At 67.6% G+C, this 20,329-nt stretch carries 20 protein-coding genes; 7 read left to right on the top strand and 13 right to left on the bottom strand.

Annotated elements, in window-relative coordinates; all coding sequences use genetic code 11:
• Positions 1-5 precede the first annotated feature (5 nt).
• From FBZ83_RS02495 to FBZ83_RS02465, 8 genes are all read right to left on the bottom strand, one after another.
• Positions 6-320 (bottom strand): hypothetical protein, encoded by a 315-nt coding sequence (locus FBZ83_RS02495; RefSeq protein WP_145680911.1) that lies wholly within the window; start codon positions 318-320, stop codon positions 6-8.
• 105 nt (positions 321-425) lie between these two features.
• The gene (locus FBZ83_RS02490) at positions 426-677 is read right to left on the bottom strand and encodes a hypothetical protein (protein ID WP_145680910.1); all 252 of its coding nucleotides are present in this window, start codon (positions 675-677) and stop codon (positions 426-428) included.
• A 111-nt stretch (positions 678-788) separates the two neighbouring features.
• A complete protein-coding gene (locus FBZ83_RS31290) occupies positions 789-944 on the bottom strand; it encodes a hypothetical protein (RefSeq protein ID WP_014197509.1) in 156 nt (51 codons plus the stop codon).
• A 65-nt stretch (positions 945-1,009) separates the two neighbouring features.
• A complete protein-coding gene (locus FBZ83_RS02485) occupies positions 1,010-2,188 on the bottom strand; it encodes an NAD(P)/FAD-dependent oxidoreductase (RefSeq protein ID WP_145680909.1) in 1,179 nt (392 codons plus the stop codon).
• A gap of 105 nt (positions 2,189-2,293) precedes the next feature.
• Positions 2,294-2,626 carry an HNH endonuclease gene (locus tag FBZ83_RS02480; RefSeq protein WP_145680908.1) on the bottom strand — a complete coding sequence of 111 codons (333 nt, stop codon included), beginning with the start codon at positions 2,624-2,626 and terminating at the stop codon, positions 2,294-2,296.
• Between the two features lie 34 nt (positions 2,627-2,660).
• A complete protein-coding gene (locus FBZ83_RS02475; protein ID WP_145680907.1) occupies positions 2,661-4,022 on the bottom strand; it encodes an ATP-binding protein in 1,362 nt (453 codons plus the stop codon).
• Between the two features lie 43 nt (positions 4,023-4,065).
• Positions 4,066-4,764 (bottom strand): response regulator, encoded by a 699-nt coding sequence (locus FBZ83_RS02470; protein WP_145672531.1) that lies wholly within the window; start codon positions 4,762-4,764, stop codon positions 4,066-4,068.
• An 87-nt stretch (positions 4,765-4,851) separates the two neighbouring features.
• Positions 4,852-7,032 (bottom strand): hybrid sensor histidine kinase/response regulator, encoded by a 2,181-nt coding sequence (locus FBZ83_RS02465; protein ID WP_145680906.1) that lies wholly within the window; start codon positions 7,030-7,032, stop codon positions 4,852-4,854.
• 324 nt (positions 7,033-7,356) lie between these two features.
• On the opposite strand from FBZ83_RS02465, the gene FBZ83_RS02460 reads away from it, so the two are divergent.
• Both FBZ83_RS02460 and FBZ83_RS02455 read left to right on the top strand, forming a co-directional pair.
• Complete coding sequence (locus FBZ83_RS02460) at positions 7,357-7,563, top strand: cold-shock protein (protein WP_014197503.1); 207 nt, start codon at positions 7,357-7,359, stop codon at positions 7,561-7,563.
• Between the two features lie 169 nt (positions 7,564-7,732).
• Positions 7,733-7,987 (top strand): hypothetical protein, encoded by a 255-nt coding sequence (locus FBZ83_RS02455; protein WP_145680905.1) that lies wholly within the window; start codon positions 7,733-7,735, stop codon positions 7,985-7,987.
• 36 nt (positions 7,988-8,023) lie between these two features.
• Here FBZ83_RS02455 and FBZ83_RS02450 read toward each other — a convergent pair whose 3' ends face one another.
• Positions 8,024-8,536: a MarR family winged helix-turn-helix transcriptional regulator gene (locus FBZ83_RS02450; RefSeq protein ID WP_035676767.1), complete on the bottom strand. Its 513-nt coding sequence runs from the start codon at positions 8,534-8,536 to the stop codon at positions 8,024-8,026.
• 140 nt (positions 8,537-8,676) lie between these two features.
• Between FBZ83_RS02450 and FBZ83_RS02445 the strand changes: the two genes are divergently transcribed.
• Positions 8,677-9,549: a branched-chain amino acid aminotransferase gene (locus FBZ83_RS02445; protein ID WP_145680904.1), complete on the top strand. Its 873-nt coding sequence runs from the start codon at positions 8,677-8,679 to the stop codon at positions 9,547-9,549.
• A gap of 69 nt (positions 9,550-9,618) precedes the next feature.
• Here FBZ83_RS02445 and FBZ83_RS02440 read toward each other — a convergent pair whose 3' ends face one another.
• Both FBZ83_RS02440 and FBZ83_RS02435 read right to left on the bottom strand, forming a co-directional pair.
• The gene (locus tag FBZ83_RS02440) at positions 9,619-11,862 is read right to left on the bottom strand and encodes a S8/S53 family peptidase (protein ID WP_211101612.1); all 2,244 of its coding nucleotides are present in this window, start codon (positions 11,860-11,862) and stop codon (positions 9,619-9,621) included.
• A 13-nt stretch (positions 11,863-11,875) separates the two neighbouring features.
• Positions 11,876-12,679 (bottom strand): S1 family peptidase, encoded by an 804-nt coding sequence (locus FBZ83_RS02435; protein WP_145680902.1) that lies wholly within the window; start codon positions 12,677-12,679, stop codon positions 11,876-11,878.
• Between the two features lie 323 nt (positions 12,680-13,002).
• Between FBZ83_RS02435 and uvrB the strand changes: the two genes are divergently transcribed.
• From uvrB to FBZ83_RS02415, 4 genes are all read left to right on the top strand, one after another.
• A complete protein-coding gene (gene uvrB, locus FBZ83_RS02430; protein WP_109138712.1) occupies positions 13,003-15,141 on the top strand; it encodes an excinuclease ABC subunit UvrB in 2,139 nt (712 codons plus the stop codon).
• A 100-nt stretch (positions 15,142-15,241) separates the two neighbouring features.
• Positions 15,242-15,520 (top strand): neuropeptide-like protein 29, encoded by a 279-nt coding sequence (locus tag FBZ83_RS02425; protein ID WP_145680901.1) that lies wholly within the window; start codon positions 15,242-15,244, stop codon positions 15,518-15,520.
• 148 nt (positions 15,521-15,668) lie between these two features.
• Complete coding sequence (locus FBZ83_RS02420; RefSeq protein ID WP_145680900.1) at positions 15,669-16,784, top strand: DUF2336 domain-containing protein; 1,116 nt, start codon at positions 15,669-15,671, stop codon at positions 16,782-16,784.
• 218 nt (positions 16,785-17,002) lie between these two features.
• Complete coding sequence (locus FBZ83_RS02415) at positions 17,003-18,319, top strand: MFS transporter (protein WP_211101611.1); 1,317 nt, start codon at positions 17,003-17,005, stop codon at positions 18,317-18,319.
• Between the two features lie 82 nt (positions 18,320-18,401).
• On the opposite strand, the gene FBZ83_RS02410 is transcribed toward FBZ83_RS02415, so the two are convergent.
• Both FBZ83_RS02410 and FBZ83_RS02405 read right to left on the bottom strand, forming a co-directional pair.
• Complete coding sequence (locus FBZ83_RS02410; RefSeq protein ID WP_145680899.1) at positions 18,402-19,649, bottom strand: ATP-binding response regulator; 1,248 nt, start codon at positions 19,647-19,649, stop codon at positions 18,402-18,404.
• A gap of 201 nt (positions 19,650-19,850) precedes the next feature.
• Positions 19,851-20,300, bottom strand: coding sequence for a DNA polymerase III subunit chi (locus FBZ83_RS02405; protein WP_145680898.1), 450 nt, complete (start codon positions 20,298-20,300; stop codon positions 19,851-19,853).
• Positions 20,301-20,329: the final 29 nt, after the last annotated feature.

Raw genomic sequence — 20,329 nt, 5'->3', positions numbered from 1 at the left:
GGTGGCTAGCCGTCGGACATGCGCGGATGGTGGGGCAGGCGTCCCAGCCGGCCGATCCGTTCGGCCAGTTGCAGCGCCTCGACCACGTCGTCGAGCCGCCCGCACTGCATCAGCGAGTGGGCGTGGGTGTTGAGCGCGGCGACCACCGCGCGTTCATCGGACACACCGTCGGCCGGGCGCCCGTCGCGGTCGAGGATGACCGCGCCGAGCGCGGCCAGCGCCTCCGCCGACAGATTCACGGCGTCGAGCATCGCCGCGTCGTCCTTCTCCGCGGCGTTCAGCACGGGTTCCAGCACCTCGGCGAGCAACCGGGGATTCATGAAGGCACGCTCCTGACGGCATCTGTGCTTTAAAACACTGAAAATGGCCCGTTGTGCCGCCGCCGCAAGCCGATGCCCCGTCAACTGAACGGGAGGTAGAGGCGCTTACGCCTCCAGGACGGATTCGACATCGGACAGGTCGCTCAGGCGGCGGGCCAGCTTGTCCGTGCACTGGATTTCCAGGATGCCGAAGCCGGCGTTGGGCGCGATCGCGTGCAGGTCGCCGGCCATGCCGTTCTGGCTGGCGAAGCGCTTGAGCCGCTCCACCATGGCGTCGCGTTCGGGCCGGCCAGGGCGCAGGCCGGGCAGGGGACGGGTGAACAGAACCTTGTAGCGTTTGAACATGGCGTGAGCCATGGGAGGGGCTCCGGGCCTGTGGGGGGTGGACGCGCCAGGGGGTTTGGCACGTCCACCCCCGCCGGTGCAAGCCCTTCGGGCCGGCGTCAGTCACCAGCCTCAATCACCAGCTCAGTCCTTGGTCGGCTCCACATTCTCCGCGCCCTTGCGGGTCCCGCCGAAGCGGTCGGCGCCCTTGGCGTCGGGGGCGTCCGGCTTCTTGTGGTTGCCGGTGTTCTGCTGGTCGTCGGTGTGCTTGACGGTCTCTTCGGTGTGGGGCTGCTTCATGGCGGGGCCTCATGCTCCGTTCGGAATGGTCACCCCATCAACCGGCCGGGCTCGCGCCCGTTCCCTCAGATGACATTCGTCTCCAGCAGGGGGCGGTTCTCCGCCAGACGCTCATAGGCGAAGGCCGACAGGTTCAGGCTGCGGTAGGCGCCGGTGGCGATCAATTCGGCCAGCCCGCGCCCGGCGCCCGGCGCCTGTTGCAGCCCGTGGCCGCTGAAGCCGTTGCAGAACAGGAAGTTGCGGAGTTCCGGATGCGGCCCGATGATCGCGTTCTGGTCGATCTCGTTGTATTCGTAGAAGCCCGCCCAGGCGTTGGTGACCTTGATCGCCTCGAAGGCGGGGACGCGCCCGGCCAGCGCCGGCCACATCATCTCCTCGAACAGGTCGTGCTCCACCGTCAGGTCGTCGGTGTCCGGATCGCGGTCGGCGGGCGGCGGGGCGCCGCAGATGAACTGCTTGCCCTCGGGCCGGAACCACACGCCCGACGGGTCGATGACCAGAGGGCAGCCGGGAAGCTCGTCGCGGCAGTCGAACACGAAGACGCAGCGCTTGCGCGCCGCCACCGGCAGGTCCACCCCGGCCAGGGCGGCGACGCGGCGGGCCTGCGGACCGGCCGCGTTGACCGCCACCCCGCAGGACAGCCGCCGCCCGTCGGCCAGACGCACCGCGGTGACCTTGCCCTCGGCGGTGTCGATGCCCGCCACCTCTCCCGCGATCATGGCGACGCCCAACGCCTTGGCCTTGCGGCGGAAGGCCTGCATCAGGCTGTAGCCGTCGAACCAGCCCTCTCCGGACAGGCCGAGGGAGCCGAGCGCGATCCCGTCCACCGACAGCCAGGGGAAGCGGGCGGTCAGCTCCTCCGGCGACAGCAGGGCGACGTCGGCGCCGCAGGAGAGCTGGATGGCGTTGTTCCGGCGCAGGATGTCCGCCCCGGCCCCGGTCGCCAGATAGAGATAGCCCGGCTCGCGCAGGCCCAGATCCACCGGGTCGCCGTCCACCGACAGATGGTCCGTCGCGTTGCGGATGAAGGACAGGCCGAACTGCGACAGGGCGATGTTCGCCGGCGTCGAGAACTGCTGCCGGATCGAGCTGGCCGACAGGGCGGACGAGGCGCGCTGGTAGGTCGGGTCCCGCTCCACCACCGCCACGCTGCCGCCGAAGCTGGGGTCGTTCGCCAGGAAATAGGCGACCGCGCAGCCCATCACACCACCGCCGACGATCACGACGTCGTACCGATCCGCCATCGAACGCTCCCGAATTAACCTTGTTTATCGTTCCGGTGATCGGGCCAGAAGGCGGGGCCGCCGTCAAGGGACCTTGATGTCAAGGGACCTTGCTGAAGCGGCCGCTCACAGCCCGGCGATGGCGCGGGCGACGGTCATCCACTCGTCGCCCGGCTCGGCATCGCGCAGCGCCAGCAGCGGCGGCCACACGCCCAGTTGGCTGCGGCGGCGCTGGGTGACGAAGCGCTCGATCTCCTCCGGGATCGGCAGGCGGTCGGCCTTGCGCTGGTTGCAGCGGCGGTGCGCCAGCACGACGTTCGGCGCCGCGTCGAGGCCGCCGTAGGCCAGCGGGATCAGGTGGTCGAAGGTTGCCTTGGCCCCCACCGGCTCCCCGCAGTAGAAACAGCACCCGCCCTGCTGGACGTCCATGAGGCGGTATTCGTCGGGGCTGACGGGCATGGCCGGTTCTCCAGGGTGGGGGCTCCTGCGAGGCTCACACCGGCAGGCGGATCAGCACGCGCAGGCCGCCGTAGGGGCTGTCGCTGAGCGTGATGTCGCCGCCGTGGCTGCGGGCGACGTCGCGGGCGATGGTCAGCCCCAGCCCGGCGCCGCCGGTCGCCTGGTTGCGCGAACTGTCCAGCCGGAAGAAGGGCTTGAACACGTCGTCGCGGGACGCCTGCGGGATGCCCGGCCCGTCGTCGTCGACCAGGATGTCGATGAAACCGTCCTCGCGCTCCGCCCGCACCCAGATGCGGTCCCCGTGGCGCCGGGCGTTGGACAGCAGGTTGGCGAGGCAGCGCCGCGTCGCGTTGGGGCGCAGCGGCAGGGTCAGCCCGTCCGGTGCGGCCAGGGCGACCTCCGCCCCCTCGCGGCGGACGCCGGAGACCACCTCGTTGAGGATGCGGGTCAGGTCGGTCGGCTGGACGGCCTCCGTCCCCTCGCCGCGGGCGAAGGCCAGATAGCCCTCGATCATCGTCTCCATCTCGGTGACGTCGGTCAGCAGCTCGTCGACCTCCGGCCCGTCGCCCATCATGTCGAGCGCCAGCTTCATGCGGGTCAGCGGCGTGCGCAGGTCGTGGCTGACGCCGGCCAGCATCTCCGTCCGCTGGGTGATCTGGCGGTGGATGCGCTCGCGCATGCGCATGAAGGCGACGGCGGCCTGCCGGACCTCGGTCGCCCCCTCCGGCTTGAAGTTGCGCACGTCGCGGCCCTTGCCCAGCGCGTCGGCGGCGGCCGCCAGCCGCTTGATGGGGCGGATCTGGTTGCGCATGAAGATGATGGCGACGGTGAACAGCACCAGGGCCGAGCCGACCATCCAGAGGATGAAGATGTAGCTGGTCGGGCTGAACAGGCGGCGCTCCGGCGACATCACCGACAGTACGCCGTCGGGCATCTGCACACGGATCTCGTACCATTCGCGGGTGATGCGGGTGTTGATGGCGAAGGGCCGCCGCACCCGCTCGTGCAGCGCCTTGCTGAGCGTGTTCTCCAGCATGCCGCGCAGCTTCTGCGGATGCTCGGGCAGCGTGCTGCCGGGTTCCAGCGTCACGATCAGGTCGGTGCTGCGCGCGGTGGCGGCCAGCGTCCAGTTGCGGCCCTCCGGGGTCGGGTCGTGCTCCAGCATGCCGATGACCATGGCGATGTCGCCGGCCACCGCGAAGGCCAGCCGGTTCGTCATGGTGTCCCAATGCCGGTCGTAGAAGATCCAGGTGGCCACCGCCTGGGCCAGGATGACCGGCGTCACGATGATCAGCAGCGAGCGGCCGAACAGTGTGCGCGGCAGGAACCGCTTCAGCAGCCCCGTCTGCGAGCGGCGCGGCATCGGCATCGGTGCGGCGGCGGTGTCGGTGGTCATGGTCCTGGTCCCGGTTCTGGTCCTGGCTTTCCGGCGGTCCCGGTTACGGGTCCGGCCTCAACACATAGCCCTCGCCGCGCACGGTGTGGAGGTAACGCGGCTCCCGCGGGTCGGGTTCGATCTTGCGGCGCAGGCGGGTCACCTGCACGTCGATGGTGCGGGCGTTGCCGGCAACCTTGCTGCGCTCCGTCAGCTCCTCGCGCGAGAAGATGGTGCCGGGCGAAGCGGCGAGCACGCGCAGCAGCCCGGCCTCGGCCGTGGTCAGCCGGACCACCTCGTCGCCCGCCCGCAGCTCGTCGCGGTCGGGCAGGTAGATCATCGAACCGAGCTTCACCGGCTGCGGCGGCGCCGGGTCGGCCGGGCGGCTGGCCTGGCGGCGCAGGATCGAATTGATGCGCAGCAGCAGCTCGCGCGGGTTGAAGGGCTTGGCGAGGTAGTCGTCGGCCCCGGCCTCCAGCCCGGCGATGCGGTCGTCCGGCTCACCCCGCGCGGTCAGCAGCAGGATGGGCAGGTCGCGCTCCCGCCGCAGCGATTCGGTCAGCTCCAGCCCGGTCTCGCCCGGCATCATGATGTCGAGCACCAGCAGATCGAAGGCGAGCCCGGCCAGCTTGGCCCGCGCCTCCGCGGCGTCCTTCGCGGTCGCCACCAGGAAACCGTTGCCGGCGAGGTACTTGCGCAGCAGCTCGCGCAGGCGGGTGTCGTCATCGACGACCAGGATGTGGGGCTGGTCTTCTTCGGTCATGGCGCGACTGTAGCGCAAGCGGGCGCCGCGCACCAAGGGAAGCGGCGGCCGCCGGCCGGGGCATCGGGCCGCACGTCAGGGCCCGTTTCAGGCGGCCGCGTCGGCGCCCGCGGTCAGCTCCGCCAGGGTGGACAGGATGCGGTTGGGCGCTGCGGGCTTGGTCAGCACGAGGCAGCCCGCCTCCTTGGCGGCGCGCACGAGATCGGCGGACAGCTCCCCGGTCAGCAGGATGGCCGGGACGTCGCGTCCCAGCACCCCGCGCAGGGTCTGGATGCCGCTCAACCCGTCGGTGCCGCCGGGCAGCCGGTAGTCGCTGAGGATCGCCGAGGGCGCCTGGAGGGTCGCCTGGGCGGCGGCGAGGGCGGAATCGAAATTGTCCGCGGCCATCACCCCGGCTCCGGCCTGCTCCAGCAGCAGGGTCAGGGAACTGCGCTGCAACGGGTCGTCCTCGACCACCAGGACCCGCCGCCCGGACAGGCGCCCGGGGGAAGAGCCGGCGGGGCCGGCCGGCGGGGCGGCGTCCGCCGGGGGGAAGGCCGTTTCCGGATGCGGTGCGGCGGGGGCAGAGGCGAGGGCAGAGGCGGGGGGTGGGACATGGGGCAGGGTGACCGAGAAAACGGACCCGCGCCCGACCCGCGACCGGACCTCCAGCGGATGGCCGAGCAGCCGGGCGGTGCGCTCCGCGATGGACAGGCCGAGGCCGGCGCCGTGCGACCCGTCGCGGGCCGGGTTGCCGATCTGGTAGAACTCCTCCCAGATCGTGCCCAGCTCCGTCTTGGCAATGCCGCGGCCGCTGTCCCAGACCTCCACCCGCAGGTCGCCGCCGCGCGGCCGGGCGCCGACGACCACCCCGCCGTGCGCCGTGTATTTGACGGCGTTGGACAACAGGTTGCGCAGGATCGGCTGGAGCCGCGCCGGGTCGCTGCGCACCCAGGCCCTGGTGGGCACCACGATCAGCCGCAGGCCCTTGCCTTCGGCCTCCCCCCGCAGCTCGGCGGCGAGCTGGTCGAGCAGCGGGGCGAGCGGGAAGGTGGCGATCTCCACCGGCACCACCCCGGCCTCCAGGCGCGACAGGGTCAGCAGATCGTCGAGCAGCCGCTGCCCGGCCTGGAGCGACGCCGAGGCCATGCCGCCGAGCTGCTGGAGCGTCGGGTTCGGCGCCTCCTTCAACAGCAGCTCGTGGAAGGCTGCGAGGCCTTGCAGGGGTTGGCGCAGGTCGTGGCTGACGGTCGCCAGAACCTTCATCTTGGCGAGGCTGGCCATCTCCGCGCTGCGCAGGGCCTTCTCCAGGTCCGCGGTGCGCTGGCGAACCCGTTCGTCCAGGCTCTGGTTGGCGCGCAGAAGCTCCGCCCGCACCGCCTCCTCCCGCCGGGCGCCGGCCAGGGCGAAGACGAACAGCACGGACGCCCCGGTCAGGATGCCGCCGCTGACCGCCGTGGTCCACAGGGCGCGCTCCCGCCATGGGGCCAGCACCTCGGCCAGGGGGCGGCTCGCCACCACCACGATCGGGAAGCCGGTCAGCGTCCGCGCGGCGGTGATCTGCGAGCCTTCGACGATCGCCGGGCCGCCGGGAGGGTCCCAGGGCTGGGGCCAGGCGGCCGACGGCGGGGCGACGGCGCTGTCGGGCGGCCATTCCGCCAGCTTCTCCTTGCCGCTGGTGAACAGGGCCAGCCGGGCGCCCTCGCCCCAGCCGGCCTCGCCGTACATTTGCGAGAAGTAGGTGTTCTGAATGCCGGCCACCGCGATCGCCTGGACGGTTCCCTCCTCGTCGCGCAGGGCGCGGCTGATGGTAAAGCGCCCCTGGCTGACTCCGGCGCCGGGCAGATGGGAGCCGACATGGAGGCCCGGCGGCGGTCCCGGCGCCGCGCCCAGATGGGCCTGGGCGTAGTCCCGCTCCGACAGGTCGCGGGGCGGCGGCGGGTGTTCCGCGCTGTCGAGAAGCAGCCGTCCCTGCGCGTCGAGCGCCCAGACCCCGCCGATCTGCGGCAGGCGTTCCGCACGGGCGCGCATCGCGGCCTGGATGCGCTGCCCTTCGGCGGGGTCGCGGCGGTCCCAGCGCTCCAGCGCGTCGAGCAGCATGCGCAGCTGGGTGTCACCCGCTTCGAGGGCGCGGCTGGCGTGTTCGTCGAGAAGATGGGCGGTCGCGGTGAACTCGCGGCTGGCCTGGTCCAGCGTGGCGTGGCGGTCGCGCGACACCGACAGGGCGGAGACGCCGACGCACAGGGCGGCAAAGGTCAGGAAAGCGGCCACGAGATGGGCACGCTGCATGCCGCCGGCTCCTTCAAGACAGCTAAGACAAAAGAATCGGGTCGTCAAAACTATGGGCTAAGCAACAAGCCGGGGACAACTCCGCCGAAGGGCAGGGCCGGCACCGACGAACGAGGCAAGAGTCGGGAGGCGAATCAAGTGCGCGGGGCTTTGGCCGAAGGGCTCGGGTTGCATCCCGGCCTTTCGATCCCCACATGAAAAGAGTCGAATTTCTTTGGGTCTTCGGTCCGCTTGCAGAACGCTGCGTCTGGTCCTTCCCCTCGGTGATTTGATGTGAACCCGCGGCACGCGCGCCGTGGGAAACCTCGTTCAAGGAACTACCAGATGGCTACTGGAACCGTGAAATGGTTCAACACCACCAAGGGCTACGGCTTCATCCAGCCGGATGACGGGACGGCCGACGTGTTCGTCCACATCTCCGCCGTTGAGCGGTCGGGCATCAACATTCATGAAGGCCAGAAGCTGTCCTACGAACTCCAGCGCGACCCCAAGAAGGGCAAGAGCGCCGCGGCCAACCTGAAGGAGGCGTGATTTTCCGCTCCGCTTTTTGCCGGAGCCGCCCGTTCAGGGGCCGCCTGTTCAGAAACCGGTTGCCCCCAATCCTGTAACAGCCGCTTCACAAAAGAAACGCATGCTCCATGGACCGCCGGGAGCGCCCGGAGGGTGCCATGGGGCACGATGACGATCACAGGAGGCATGCATGGCATCCGATAACCGCAGCGCGGATCGGAATGATCTCGACTCCATGACCCGCGAGTTTCTTGCGAAGGGGGGTAAAATCGTTCAGTGCCCGCCGGGGTCTTCGGACAGCGTGGTGTACAAGCGCACGTCCTTCCGCCGCCGCGGCGCCGCGAACGCCGCGGGCAAGGACGGGGCGGAGGGCACGGCCGGCACCCCGCCGGCGGATGCGGCCCCCGCCGCCGCCCCGGAAGCGACCCCGGCCAAGGACAGCTGACCGAAGGCCGGCCCGACCGGTTTCCCGGTCCGGTTCCTACCGCTTCACGGCGGCGAGCCGGGCCGGCACCGGGGGCGCGAACTTCACCCGGTCCTCTTCGTCCATCATGCCCAGCATCACCTTGCGGAAGCCCTCGACGGCCTCCGCCCCGGCCATGCGGTAGGCGCGGGCGATCCGCTGCCGTTGCGTTTCGGAGAGCTGGCGCTCCAGCTCCACGCCTTTTTCGGTCAGTTCCAGCAGACGTTGCCGCCGGTCCCGCACGCCCGTCTGCTGCTGGATGAATTCCTGCCGGACCAGTTCCCCCAGCACGCGCGACAGGCTCTGCTTGGTGATCTTCAGGATCGCCAGAAGCTCCGACACGGTGATCTTCGGGTAGCGCCCGACAAAATAGATGACGCGGTGGTGCGCCCGGCCGAAGCCGATCTGCGCCAGGATCTCGTCCGGCTCCGCGGTGAATTCCCGATAGGCGTAGAACAGCAGCTCCATGCCCGTGCGAAGTTCCTCTTCGCGCAGGAAAAGCTGGTTCACGCCCGCTTTTATGTCAGCCATGTTGACGTGATCGGTGCGATTCGTTACAAATGGGTCAATAAGCCAGACATAAACGAACAAAGCGCGCGAGACAAGCGCGGCTTTCAACAATTCCATTCCAAGTCCCGAGCAACGGGCCAAAGACCAAGGTGGGAACCGCCATGTCCATCCTTCCCTTCGACGACCGCGACGGCGTGATCTGGTACGACGGCGCGCTGGTGCCGTGGCGCGACGCGAATCTGCACGTCCTGTCGCACGGCCTCCATTACGCGAGCTGTGTGTTCGAGGGCGAGCGCGTCTACAACGGCACGGTGTTCAAGCTGACCGAGCACAGCGAGCGTCTGGCCGCCTCCGCCCGCATCCTGGGCTTCGAGCTTCCCTATTCCGTTGCGGAGATCGACGCGGCGACCAACGAGACGGTGAAGGCGATGGGCTTCACCGACGCCTATGTCCGCCCGGTGGCGTGGCGCGGCAGCGAGATGATGGGCGTGGCGGCGCAGGACAGCCGCATCCACGTCGCCATCGCCGTCTGGCAGTGGCCGAGCTACTTCAGCCCCGAGGCGAAGATGGCCGGCATCAAGCTGACCTGGGCGCCTTGGCGCCGCCCGGCCCCCGACACCGCGCCGACCGCCTCGAAGGCGGCGGGCCTCTACATGATCTGCACGCTGTCCAAGCACGCGGCGGAGGCCGAGGGCTACCAGGACGCGCTGATGCTCGACTACCGCGGTTATCTGGCCGAGGCGACGGGAGCGAACCTGTTCCTGGTCATGGACGGCAAGATCCACACGCCGAAGCCCGACTGCTTCCTGGATGGCATCACCCGCCGCACGGTGATCGACCTCGCCAAGGCCCGCGGGATCGAGGTGATCGAACGCCACATCCAGCCCGACGAACTGGCCAACACCCAGGAGGTCTTCCTGACCGGCACCGCCGCGGAAGTGACTCCGGTCGGCCAGATCGGCGATTACCGCTTCACGCCGGGCCGCGTCTGCGAGACGCTGGTGAAGGACTACGACGCGCTGGTGCGCGGATAGGCCGTTGCGCCTCGCCCTGTGAACCGCTTCCAACATGCGGTTCACAGGGCGATGGCGGTATGCCGTGCGTCAACGTGGATACCAGGCCGGCACGTAATCGACGAGGGTCGAAAGCCTGATCTCTTCGGTGTCGCCGGTCCGCGAATCGGTGAAGGTGATGGACTGATTGCCCACATCCTTCGCGGGGCACAGGTTCCAACGCTCCATCGCGGCAGGGATGGTCGGATTGGAACCGGCCTTCCAGAGGTGGAGATCCGGCGGCTGGCCGTCCTTGGCCGTGAAGGCGAGCTTCCGCACCTCCGACAGCCGGAAATCCTCCTCGCAGAGCGTGAGCAGGGCGTCCTTGTTCTGCACCTGCCCGAGCCGGATTTCGGTCCGGTCGCCGACCCGGACCTCGACAAGGTCGTGCCAGACGGCCAACGCTTTGGTGGCGTTCAGGACGCCGCGGGAAAAGACGACTTTGTCGAAGCCATCATGCGCGTCCACGGAGGTCAGCAATCGGGCCTTGATCTCACGGACACTTAACCCTTCGTTATGGAGCAGCGCGGCGACGAAGCTTACCACCGGCGCTGCGAAGGACGTCCCGGTCAGCGATGCGGGCCGTATTCGCAGCTTTCCGCCATCCACCTCTTCGCCGGTGTAAGTCGGCACACGGCAGCCTGGGGCCAGGAGGTCGACTGTTTTCGCGCTGTAGCGGGAAAAGGTCGCGCGGTTCCCCTGCCCGTCATGGGCGCCCACCGTCACGATCGTAGCGCCGTCACCATTTTCCGTGTTCCCGCCGAGCGCCGCGGGCCAAAGGGCATCGGGTTCCATTCGGCGGCCATCGTTGCCGGCCGCGGACACCAGCAGGATCTCCTCCCCGCGCCGCTTCAGGGCCATTTCCAGCGCCGCGCTCCGCTGGTCGATGCTCAGGCTGACGTTGATGATGGGAATGTCGTTTTTCGCAGCGAACTCGACGGCTTGGAACAGGGTATCGGGGCTGATCTCGTACCGGTTTTCCGTTCGCCTCACGACGTTGGCGAAGGCGACGCCGATCGGCAGCGGTGCAAACCGGCGCAGCGGTTCCAAGGGGCGGCCGCCGACCGCGACCCCGGCCACCCCCAACCCGTGCCAACGGTCTGGAAATCCCTGGAGGCTGACAGGCGTGTTCTGTTTGGTGTTGAGGTTGACGCCATTGTAGTTGGCCGGAGTCGGGCCGCCCCCTTTGGGAAGATCCTGACCCTTCACCCGCACCAGATAGCCGCTGGAGAAGGCCATGCCCGGGTTGTCAAAAAAGTCGAACCCGCTGTCCAGGATCAGAATCGTCGCTTTCTGAGTCTTCTGCTCCACCTTGCGCTGGGCCATCTCTTCCTTGTTGCTGGCCAGAACCTCCACAAGTTCGGAAATCTTCAAAGGCCAGGAGGATGAGGGAGGAACCGGGGCGGCGCAGAAGGCATCCACATCCTTGTCCACGGGTGCGATCAGGGACGCCAGCTTTGCCGGTTCCACGCGATCGGCGGGCGAAACGCCCGTCGCGGCGATGGCGTCGCTGACTGCTTGGATCGCGGCTTCCGGTGCGATGCCGGGGCGCAGCCGGATGGTGCTCCAGGTCGGTTCGGCGCCGGGCAGAGTGATCGTCTGTCCCGGTTGCAGGCGGCGGGGATCGGATGCCTTGTTGGCGTCGATGAAGGCCTGCGTGTTGACCGCGCTGTAATAGTTTTTTGACAGCTCCTGCATGTATTTCTGTGACGCTTTATCTCCCGTTTGGGTTTTTAGGATAATTTCCTTGGTCTTTTCATATTGAATTGTTTTGAGAGCGTTTGTCCCGCCCGGCGGCATCGCGACGGTGGGAGGGGGCGGGGCTTTGATCGTGGACGGTTCCGATGGCGGTCGTTTTGCCGCCGCCTCGATGCGATCGAGGTTGAGAGGAATCTGGCTGGCTTTGGCGATGGTCGCGATGCTGTCGCCCGACTGGATCGGCTGTGCCCGCGCGGCCGGTAGGGTGGCGCAGGCGGGAAACAGCACGGAGCGGGAGGAACGAAGCTCGACGACGTCATCAATATCCAGCCCGGAGTTGGCCTCCAGAAGGAGTTTCAAATACAGCGGGTCGGCGCCTCCACATCGGCGGGTGACCACCTCCTGGATCGACGCGCCCGCTTTGAGGTCGATGCTTTCCGGAACGCCGATCCGAGCGACGGTCGCCACCAGATCGGGGGCAACCTGAGTGGGAGCCTGGATGTTCAGATAGCTCGTGACCTGGTCCTTGGCGGACGCCGGTCCCACGGTCAGCAGGAATGCCGCAACCGCCTCGGCGGTGTGCAGGCGCGCCCGCACCAACGCCGGACGCCTACGCATGGCAGTGCGCCGTCGGCTCGGTCAGGCCGCAGATCGTCGTGTTGTGGGCTTTGGCCCAAGCCTCGATGAAGTCGAGAACGATCTTGTTGGCGATCGGCGTGATGTAGGAGCGGGTGCTGATATCCCCGCGCGAATTCACGCCGGCGATCACACGGCGATATTGATTGACGTTGATGTATGCGGCTCCGCCGCTGTCGCCGTAGCACACCGCCGCTCCGCCCAGTGTTTCAATGTAAGTGTCGATCCAGCTCGACGCCACGACGGCGGATAGCCCTTCGTAAAGGTAGCCCGAGGGGCCCTTGCCGTCGCTTTGCCGGCATCCGTAGCCAACAAGCTCCAGGACGGTGCCGATTTGCGGGCGCGCCGGGTTGATGTTGATGTTCTCATACCTGCCATTGCCGGGAAGGGCGATTGGCGTCTCCGCGAAACACAGGGCCACGTCGAACGCGGTGTTCGGGTCCTTGTCGTTGGCGGTGTAGCGCGGATGATGGGTGCAGGTCACCGAGGCCGTGTATCCGCCGATCTGAACCGTGCCTTTCTCTTCATGACCGACACAGTGCGCCGCGGTGAGGATTGTTTGAGAGCCAATGGCGGTGCTGGTGCAAAAGCCCGCTTTTGTGGAGAAGCGAAGCGTTGCCGGCCACTTCTCGGGTTTGGCCGGATATCCACCGAGAATTTCCGTGTCCATTGATTCCGGGGGTGTTTCCGGAACACTCATGGTGAACTCGGCTCTGGCGGCTTGCGCTGACAGGCACCCTAACGCAATCAAGGCAATGCCGGCGATCATCCTCATCATGATTTCCTCCCTGATATCGGGCGGAAAAACGTTAGCCCATCGGATCGTTTAGTCAATACAAATATCCAATCCGGATACTATTGGAAACATCATTAATTCATTTTTCTCAATACCTTAGAATTCTACATACAATGATATTCATTGCTTTATTTCTTCTCTGAAATATTTCACATCGCGTTCGTGATTGGGAATGGTGGACGCACGGCTTGGCTGGCTTGTTGTGGTGATAGTCTCGGCCGATCCGCGTGCACGTGTGGCAATCGCGGGGCGACCGGACTATATAATCGGTTCCCGTTCCGTACCCCTGGCGCGAGCGCTGCCCCATGTCCCATCCCGTCCTGACCGCCCTCCCGCAGAAGTCCCTGCCCAAGCTGGAGGCGGGCAAGAAGTTCGAACTGGTGTCGGAGTTCAAACCCTCCGGCGATCAGCCGCGCGCCATCGGGGAGCTGACCGAGGGGCTGCGCGCGGGCGAGAAGGATCAGGTGCTGCTCGGCGTCACCGGGTCGGGCAAGACCTTCACCATGGCGCACGTCATCCAGCACGTCCAGCGCCCCACCCTGGTGCTCGCCCCGAACAAGACGCTGGCGGCACAGCTCTATGGCGAGATGAAGTCCTTCTTCCCGAACAACGCGGTGGAATACTTCGTCTCCTACTACGACTACTACCAGCCGGAAGCCTACGTGCCGCGCACCGACACCTTCATCGAGAAGGAGTCCTCGATCAACGAGCAGATCGACCGCATGCGCCACTCGGCGACGCGGGCGCTGCTGGAGCGCGACGACGTCATCATCGTGGCGTCGGTCTCCTGCATCTACGGCATCGGTTCGGTCGAGACCTATTCGGAGATGACCGTCGACCTGCGCAAGGGACAGGTGGTCGCCCAGCCCGATCTGCTGCGCAAGCTGACGGAGCTTCAGTACAAGCGCAACGACGCGGCCTTCGGGCGCGGCCTGTTCCGGGTGCGCGGCGACACGGTGGAGCTGTTCCCCGCCCACATGGAGGACCGCGCTTGGCGCATCTCGCTGTTCGGCGACGAGATCGAGGGCATCCACGAGATCGATCCGCTGACCGGCGAGAAGATCGCCTCGCTGGAGGCCGTGCGCATCTATCCCAACAGCCACTATGTGACGCCCAAGCCGACGCTCAATCAGGCCATCGAGCAGATCAAGCGCGAGCTGAAGCTCCGGCTGGAGGAGTTCAACGCCCAGGGCAAGCTGCTGGAGGCGCAGCGGCTGGAGCAGCGCACGACCTTCGACATCGAGATGATGGCGGCCACCGGCGCCTGCGCCGGCATCGAGAACTACTCCCGCTACCTGACCGGCCGCGCGGCGGGCGAGCCGCCGCCGACGCTGTTCGAGTATCTGCCGGGCGACGCGCTGCTGATCGTCGACGAGAGCCACGTCATGGTGCCGCAGATCGGCGGCATGTACCGTGGCGACCGGATGCGCAAGGAGACGCTGTCCGAATACGGCTTCCGGCTGCCCAGCGCCATGGACAACCGCCCGTTGAAGTTCGAGGAGTGGGAGGGCATGCGCCCGCAGACGGTCTTCGTCTCGGCCACCCCCGGCCCCTGGGAGATGGAGCGCACTGGCGGCGTCTTCGCCGAGCAGGTGGTCCGCCCGACCGGCCTGATCGACCCGGAGGTGATCATCCGTCCCACCGAGACGCAGGTGGACGACCTGATCCACGAGTGCAAGGAGGTGGTGGCGAAGGGCAACCGCGTGCTGGTCACCACGCTCACCAAGAAGATGGCCGAGGCGCTGACCGAATACATGCACGAGGCGGGGCTGCGCGTGCGCTACATCCACTCCGACGTGGAGACGCTGGAGCGCATCGAGATCATCCGCGACCTGCGGCTCGGCGCCTACGACGTGCTGGTCGGCATCAACCTGCTGCGCGAGGGGCTGGATATTCCCGAATGCTCGCTGGTCGCCATCCTGGACGCCGACAAGGAAGGCTATCTGCGCTCCAAGACTTCGCTGATCCAGACCATCGGCCGCGCCGCCCGCAACGTCGAGGGGCGGGCGATCCTCTACGCCGACAAGATCACCGGCAGCATGCAGTACGCCATCGACGAGACGGCGCGCCGCCGCGAGAAGCAGCGGGCCTACAATCTGGAGCACGGCATCACGCCGGAATCCGTGAAGAAGGCCATCGGCGACATCCTGGAGAGCGTCTACGAGCGCGGCGACCACGTCACCGTGAAGACCGGCCTGAACGCGTCGGAACTGGTCGGCCACAATCTGAAGTCCGTGATGGCCGACATGGAAAAGCGCATGAAGGCCGCCGCCGCCGATCTGGAGTTCGAGGAGGCCGCCCGCCTGCGCGACGAGCTGCGCCGCCTGGAGGCGATGGACCTCGGGCTGGAGCAGCCGGGCAGCATCGGCATCAGCTCTGCCCGCCAGGGCCGCGGCATCCCCGAGGGCGCCCCGAAGAAACAGGGACGACGCGGGCGGCGCTGACGGAAGGGCGGAGCCGGCTCGGGAATAATATCCCGGCCGCCGGCGTTCATCCTGTCAGTACGGCCCGCCCGCCGGGCCGCGATCCCTGACAGGAACGCCCATGTCGACGCTCCGCTCGCTGTCTCTTCTGTCCTTCGCCGCCCTTCTGCTGTCCGGCTGCTATGTCGCCGCCGGGACTCCCGGGCCCGTCTACGGCTACGGACATCGGTCCTATGGCTACGGCTATTACGAGCGCCCGCAGTACCGCCATTACGCACCGCCCCCCGTCGTCTACGGCCGCCCCTACTATGGCGGCTATTACGGGGGATATCGCGGTGGGCATCATGGCGGCCCCCGCCATCATCACCGGCATGGCGGCTCGGGAAGGGGCGGCTGGTGAGGAACGGCCGGGGCCGGTCCCTCACCGGAAATCGTCGTTAACAAAGGCTCAATGCTTTGGTCCGATCATGACCTGAATACATTCGCTCCCGCTGATGCACGAATCCAGGACACGGGGGCGATACAGGGCAGGAAAGGGTCAGGGACCCATGAGCGACCAACTCACCAAGGACGACGTGTCCCGGCTGCTGTCGGACCCGTCGCCGAACAGCCGTTCCGAACTGGCGGTCAAGATCGCCAAGCAATTCTCCGCGACCAGCCTGTCGGAGAGCGAGCGCCGGCTCGCCGAGGACATCATACGCTTCATGGCTCGCGACGCCGTGGTGCGCGTCCGCCAGTCGCTGGCCGAGAATCTGAAGGCCAACCCGGCGCTGCCGCGCGACGTCGCGCTGATGCTGGCGCGCGATGTCGAGGCCGTGGCGATCCCGGTGCTCAGCGTCTCCACCGTGCTGACCGACGCCGACCTCGTCGAGCTGGTGCGGACCGGCACGGACGCCAAGCACACCGCCATCGCGCAGCGCCCGGCCCTGTCGGCCAGCGTCGCCGACGCGCTGATCGACACCGCATCGGAAGGGGCGGTGGCGGTGCTGGTCGCCAACGAGAGCGCGGACCTCGGCGAGGGCACGCTCGGCAGGGTCATCGAGCGCTTCGCCGACAGCGAAACGGTGCAGGAGCCGCTGGTCCAGCGCGCCCGCCTGCCGATCACCATCGCCGAACGGCTGGTCGCCGTGGTTTCGGAGAAGCTGCAGCAGCATCTGGTGGCCAACCACGACCTCCCGGCCAAGGTCGCCGCCGACCTGATCCTGCAAAGCCGTGAACGCGCCACCGTTTCCCTCTTCTCCGGCGAGAGCGACGAGGGCGCGCTGGAGCGGCTGGTCGCGCAGCTCTCGCGCAGCGGCCGCCTGACTCCGTCGCTGATGGTGCGGGCGCTGTGCATGGGCGACGCCGCCTTTTTCGAGACGGCGCTGTCCCACCTCGCCAACGTGCCGCTCACCAACGCCCGCCTGCTGATCCACGACGCCGGGCGGCTGGGTCTGAAGTCCATTTACGACAAGGCGAAGCAGCCGCCGGCCCTGCTGCCGGCCTGCCGGATCGCCCTGGACGTGCTGAAGGAAACCCCCTACGACGGCGAGCCGCACGACATCGAGCGCCACCGCCGCCGGGTGATCGAGCGCATCCTGACCCAGTATGAGGATCTGGCGGCGGAGGATCTGGACTACCTGCTCGACAAGCTGGGCGATCTCATGCGCGTGGAAACGAAATAACGCCAGAGACTCCGAAAATTGCCTAATGCGCAGTTTTCGGTTGCGATGATAAGTTCTATCGGCAACCTTTCATTTGTCAAAGCCTTGAGGTGATCTGACCGCCCGGTCACGATCACCTTGAGCGGGCCGTTCCATGGTGCCATTTTGCGGCGCCCGCTGTTCCTAACCCTTGCGTCTGGCCGCGGTCTTTTTGCCAGATCCTTGGGAAGGAGAGCGCGTTGCCTGCTGACAGCATTGAACGGGTGTCGGCGCCTTCGGGCGAAACCGGCCGGGGCTTCCGTCCGGCGTCGCTGGACGCCGTGAACTTCCTGCTGGCGGACGTAAGAGGGGCGCTCGGCCCCTATCTCAACGTCTTTCTGGTGACCCAACAGCATTGGAGCCAGTCGGAGGTCGGGCTGGTGACCAGCCTCGCCGGCTGGCTCGGGCTTGCCGTGCAGACGCCGATCGGTGCGGCCATCGATGCCACGCACCGCAAGCGCGAGGCCATCGTCCTGGCCCTGGCCGTGCTGGGCGCCGGAGCGCTGTGCATCTACCTGTTCCCCAACTTCTGGCCGGTCCTGATCGCCAACACGCTGATCGCGGTGGTCGGGGACGTCTTCGGCCCGGCGGTGGCGGCGCTGACCCTCGGCCTTGTCCCACAGCGCCTGCTCGCCCGGCGGATGGGGCGCAACGCCGCCTTCGACCATGCGGGCAACGTGGCCGTGGCGGCGCTCGCCGGGCTGGTCGGCTGGCTGTTCTCCCAGCAGGCGGTGTTCCTGCTGGTGCCGGTGTTCGCCGTCCTGTCGTCGCTGGCCGTCCTGTCGATTCCGGCCGCCGCCATCGACCAGCGCCGGGCGCGTGGGGTGGAGGCCTCCGCCGCCGACGGGGTGGGCGACGGGGTGGGCGACGGGGAGACGGTGTCGGGCATGGGCATCCTGGTCCATTGCCGGCCGCTGCTGATCTTCGGCATCTGCGCCCTGCTGTTCCATTTCGCCAACGCGCCCCTGCTGCCGCTGGTCGGGCAAAAGCTGGCCGCGGCGCACCCGGAATGGGCGACGGTCATGATGTCGTCCTGCATCATCGCCGCCCAACTCGTCATGCTGCCCATCGCTGTCCTGGTCGGACGGACGGCGGACCAATGGGGCCGCAAGCCGATCCTGCTGGTCGGCTTCGCCATCCTGCCCTTGCGGGCCCTCCTTTACACCCTGTCGGACAACAGCGCCTGGCTGATCGGCGTCCAGCTTCTCGACGGGGTCGGCGCCGGCATCTTCACCGCCCTGACGCCGCTGGTGATCGCCGACCTGATGCGCGGCACCGGGCGCTACAACCTCGCCTTCGGCGCGGTCGCCACGATGCAGGGGGTGGGTGCGGCGACCAGCGGCTTCGTTACCGGCGTGATCGTCGACCGCTTCGGCTATTCCGCCGCCTTCCTGACGGCGGGGGCGATGGCGTTGATCGCGCTGGCCGCCCTGTTCCTGGGCCTGCCGGAAACCGCGCCGGCCAACCCGGCCGAAGCCGGGGCGGGACCGTTGGAGGAACCCAGCCTCGCCGAGTGATTGAGGGTCCGGTGATCGGGCCAAGTGATTGGGCCGAGTGATCGGGAAACCCGGCACCCGGCCCGCCCGGCCTCGGCCGCCCTCACAAAGCCCGGGATTCCCGGAGGCCGGCGATGGGCGGGGCCGTCAGGCGGGCGGCGGGCAACAGGATGGTCACGGTGGTGCCGCGCCCCGGCGCGCTTTCCAATTCGACGTTGCCACCGTGCAATTCGGCGAAGCGGCGGACGATGGGCAGGCCCAGCCCGATCCCTTCATGTTGGCGGACCAGCGAGCATTCGCCCTGGATGAAAGGGCGGAAGACGTGGTCGACCATTTCCGGCGGGATGCCGGGGCCGTCGTCGGCGACCGCGATGGCGACCATCCCGCCCTGAAGCGCGATCCGCAGCGTGACCCCCCCGCCCCGGTGGCCGAACTTCACCGCGTTGTCCAGCAGATGGACGATCATCTCCCCCAGCCGGCGCTGGTCGGCGCGCAAGGTGACGGGCGGGCCGGGCTGGAGCGTGATGGTCTGCGCCTTGGCCTGCGCCTTGGGGCCGAGCAGGTCGATGCAGCGGATCAGCAGGGCGGGCAGGTCGATGGTCGATTCAGCAAGGTCGATTCCGCCGGACCCCCGTGTGAAGTCCAGGATGTTGTTGACCATGCCGAGCAGCGCCTTGCCGCTCTCCTCGATCAGCCGGACGTAATCCATGTAGTCGTCGTGGCCGAGCGGCCCGTGCGCCTCGCTGGACAGCACCTCGGCAAAGCCGATGATGGCGTTCAGCGGGGTCCGCAACTCATGGCTGGTCACCGAGAGGAAGTCGAGCTTGGCCCGGTCGGCGTGGCGTGCGGCCTCCAGGGCGGCGCTGAGTTCCGCGGTCCGTTCCGACACGCGGCGTTCCAGACCACGGTTCTGCTCGGCGGCGCGCTGGTAGAGCTTGCGGATTTCCAGCACGCTGCGCACCCTGTGCAGCAGCTCCCAGGCGATGAAGGGCTTGGTGAGGAAATCGTTGGCGCCCAGCTCCAGCGAGCGCCGCCGAGTCTCCTGGTCGGTGTGGGCGGTCAGCACGAGGATGGGAACGACATCGTCGCCATACAGGGCGTTGATGCGCTCCATCAGGTCGAAGCCGCTCATGTGCGGCATGCGGATGTCGATCAGCAGAAGGTCGAAGCGCTGCGCCTCGCAGAGGGCGGGGACCCGGCGCGGATCGGTTTCCCCCCGCACGGCGGTGTAGCCCTCGTGGATCAGGATGTCGCGAACCAGCTCGACGTTCGACGCGTTGTCGTCGACGATCAGGATGGCGGCGTCCTTGACGTCCCGCGCCAAGGTCGGGTTGAGAGCGCTCCGGGTCATGGCGGAGCCGTCCCGGTCCTATGGACGCACCTTTGCATACTGCCCTCCACCTGTGCGCCGCCCCGCGGGATTTTACGGGTTTTAGATTAACCTTGCGCACAGGAGGCCCGTCAAGAACGGTTGAGACAAATGAATGCAATATTACACCGCGTTAGCGGTATCACTCGAAGAATGCTTTAAAGCATATAAAATTAGTCGGTTTTAGGCGCGCTTTTCCCAGCCGCCGCGGTCGTTCTGTTGCCAGTAGGTGAGGGCATGGCCGGCGGCCTTGCAGACCTTCCAGCGCTCGCGCGCCGCCAGCACCGCCTCGCCGTCGTTGCCGTCGAACAGGTCGCAGACGAGGTCGAAGGACTCCATGGCGCCGCTGGTCACCCCGTCCACCAGGATCAGGACGGTGGCCCCGTTGGGGTTCTCTTCCTCGGCGGTCAGCCAGACCGGCTGGTCGGTGGCGAAGCCGTCGCGCGCCGCGCCGTGCGGCAGGAAGGAGGAGGGATCGTAGGTCCACAAATGCTGATTGAGCGCGTCCACCCGCTCCGGCGAGCCGGCCAGGACGACGGCGCGCCAGCCGCGCTCCAGAACCTTTTCCAGGATCTTCGGCAATGCCTGTTCGAGCGTGCGCCGCTGGAGGTGATAGAAACGGACCTCGGTCATGGCCTCATCGTCCGGAAGTCCTGCGGTCC

The organism is Azospirillum brasilense, from assembly GCF_007827815.1.
Taxonomy (GTDB): domain Bacteria; phylum Pseudomonadota; class Alphaproteobacteria; order Azospirillales; family Azospirillaceae; genus Azospirillum; species Azospirillum brasilense_C.
The sequence above is the reverse complement of the archived record's forward strand: the minus strand, read 5'-3'. Positions and strand labels throughout refer to the sequence as shown.

What these genes read in the sequence shown, in the direction of transcription:
- FBZ83_RS02420 (WP_145680900.1), top strand. Translation starts at nt 15,669, where the DNA reads ATGAGCGACCAACTCACCAAGGACGACGTGTCCCGGCTGCTGTCGGAC.
- FBZ83_RS02450 (WP_035676767.1), bottom strand. Translation starts at nt 8,536, where the DNA reads ATGGCTGACATAAAAGCGGGCGTGAACCAGCTTTTCCTGCGCGAAGAG.
- FBZ83_RS02445 (WP_145680904.1), top strand. Translation starts at nt 8,677, where the DNA reads ATGTCCATCCTTCCCTTCGACGACCGCGACGGCGTGATCTGGTACGAC.
- FBZ83_RS02480 (WP_145680908.1), bottom strand. Translation starts at nt 2,626, where the DNA reads ATGCCCGTCAGCCCCGACGAATACCGCCTCATGGACGTCCAGCAGGGC.
- FBZ83_RS02475 (WP_145680907.1), bottom strand. Translation starts at nt 4,022, where the DNA reads ATGACCACCGACACCGCCGCCGCACCGATGCCGATGCCGCGCCGCTCG.
- FBZ83_RS02485 (WP_145680909.1), bottom strand. Translation starts at nt 2,188, where the DNA reads ATGGCGGATCGGTACGACGTCGTGATCGTCGGCGGTGGTGTGATGGGC.
- FBZ83_RS02435 (WP_145680902.1), bottom strand. Translation starts at nt 12,679, where the DNA reads ATGATGAGGATGATCGCCGGCATTGCCTTGATTGCGTTAGGGTGCCTG.
- FBZ83_RS31290 (WP_014197509.1), bottom strand. Translation starts at nt 944, where the DNA reads ATGAAGCAGCCCCACACCGAAGAGACCGTCAAGCACACCGACGACCAG.
- FBZ83_RS02410 (WP_145680899.1), bottom strand. Translation starts at nt 19,649, where the DNA reads ATGACCCGGAGCGCTCTCAACCCGACCTTGGCGCGGGACGTCAAGGAC.
- FBZ83_RS02455 (WP_145680905.1), top strand. Translation starts at nt 7,733, where the DNA reads ATGGCATCCGATAACCGCAGCGCGGATCGGAATGATCTCGACTCCATG.
- FBZ83_RS02470 (WP_145672531.1), bottom strand. Translation starts at nt 4,764, where the DNA reads ATGACCGAAGAAGACCAGCCCCACATCCTGGTCGTCGATGACGACACC.
- FBZ83_RS02495 (WP_145680911.1), bottom strand. Translation starts at nt 320, where the DNA reads ATGAATCCCCGGTTGCTCGCCGAGGTGCTGGAACCCGTGCTGAACGCC.
- FBZ83_RS02465 (WP_145680906.1), bottom strand. Translation starts at nt 7,032, where the DNA reads ATGCAGCGTGCCCATCTCGTGGCCGCTTTCCTGACCTTTGCCGCCCTG.
- FBZ83_RS02460 (WP_014197503.1), top strand. Translation starts at nt 7,357, where the DNA reads ATGGCTACTGGAACCGTGAAATGGTTCAACACCACCAAGGGCTACGGC.
- FBZ83_RS02490 (WP_145680910.1), bottom strand. Translation starts at nt 677, where the DNA reads ATGGCTCACGCCATGTTCAAACGCTACAAGGTTCTGTTCACCCGTCCC.
- FBZ83_RS02425 (WP_145680901.1), top strand. Translation starts at nt 15,242, where the DNA reads ATGTCGACGCTCCGCTCGCTGTCTCTTCTGTCCTTCGCCGCCCTTCTG.
- uvrB (WP_109138712.1), top strand. Translation starts at nt 13,003, where the DNA reads ATGTCCCATCCCGTCCTGACCGCCCTCCCGCAGAAGTCCCTGCCCAAG.
- FBZ83_RS02405 (WP_145680898.1), bottom strand. Translation starts at nt 20,300, where the DNA reads ATGACCGAGGTCCGTTTCTATCACCTCCAGCGGCGCACGCTCGAACAG.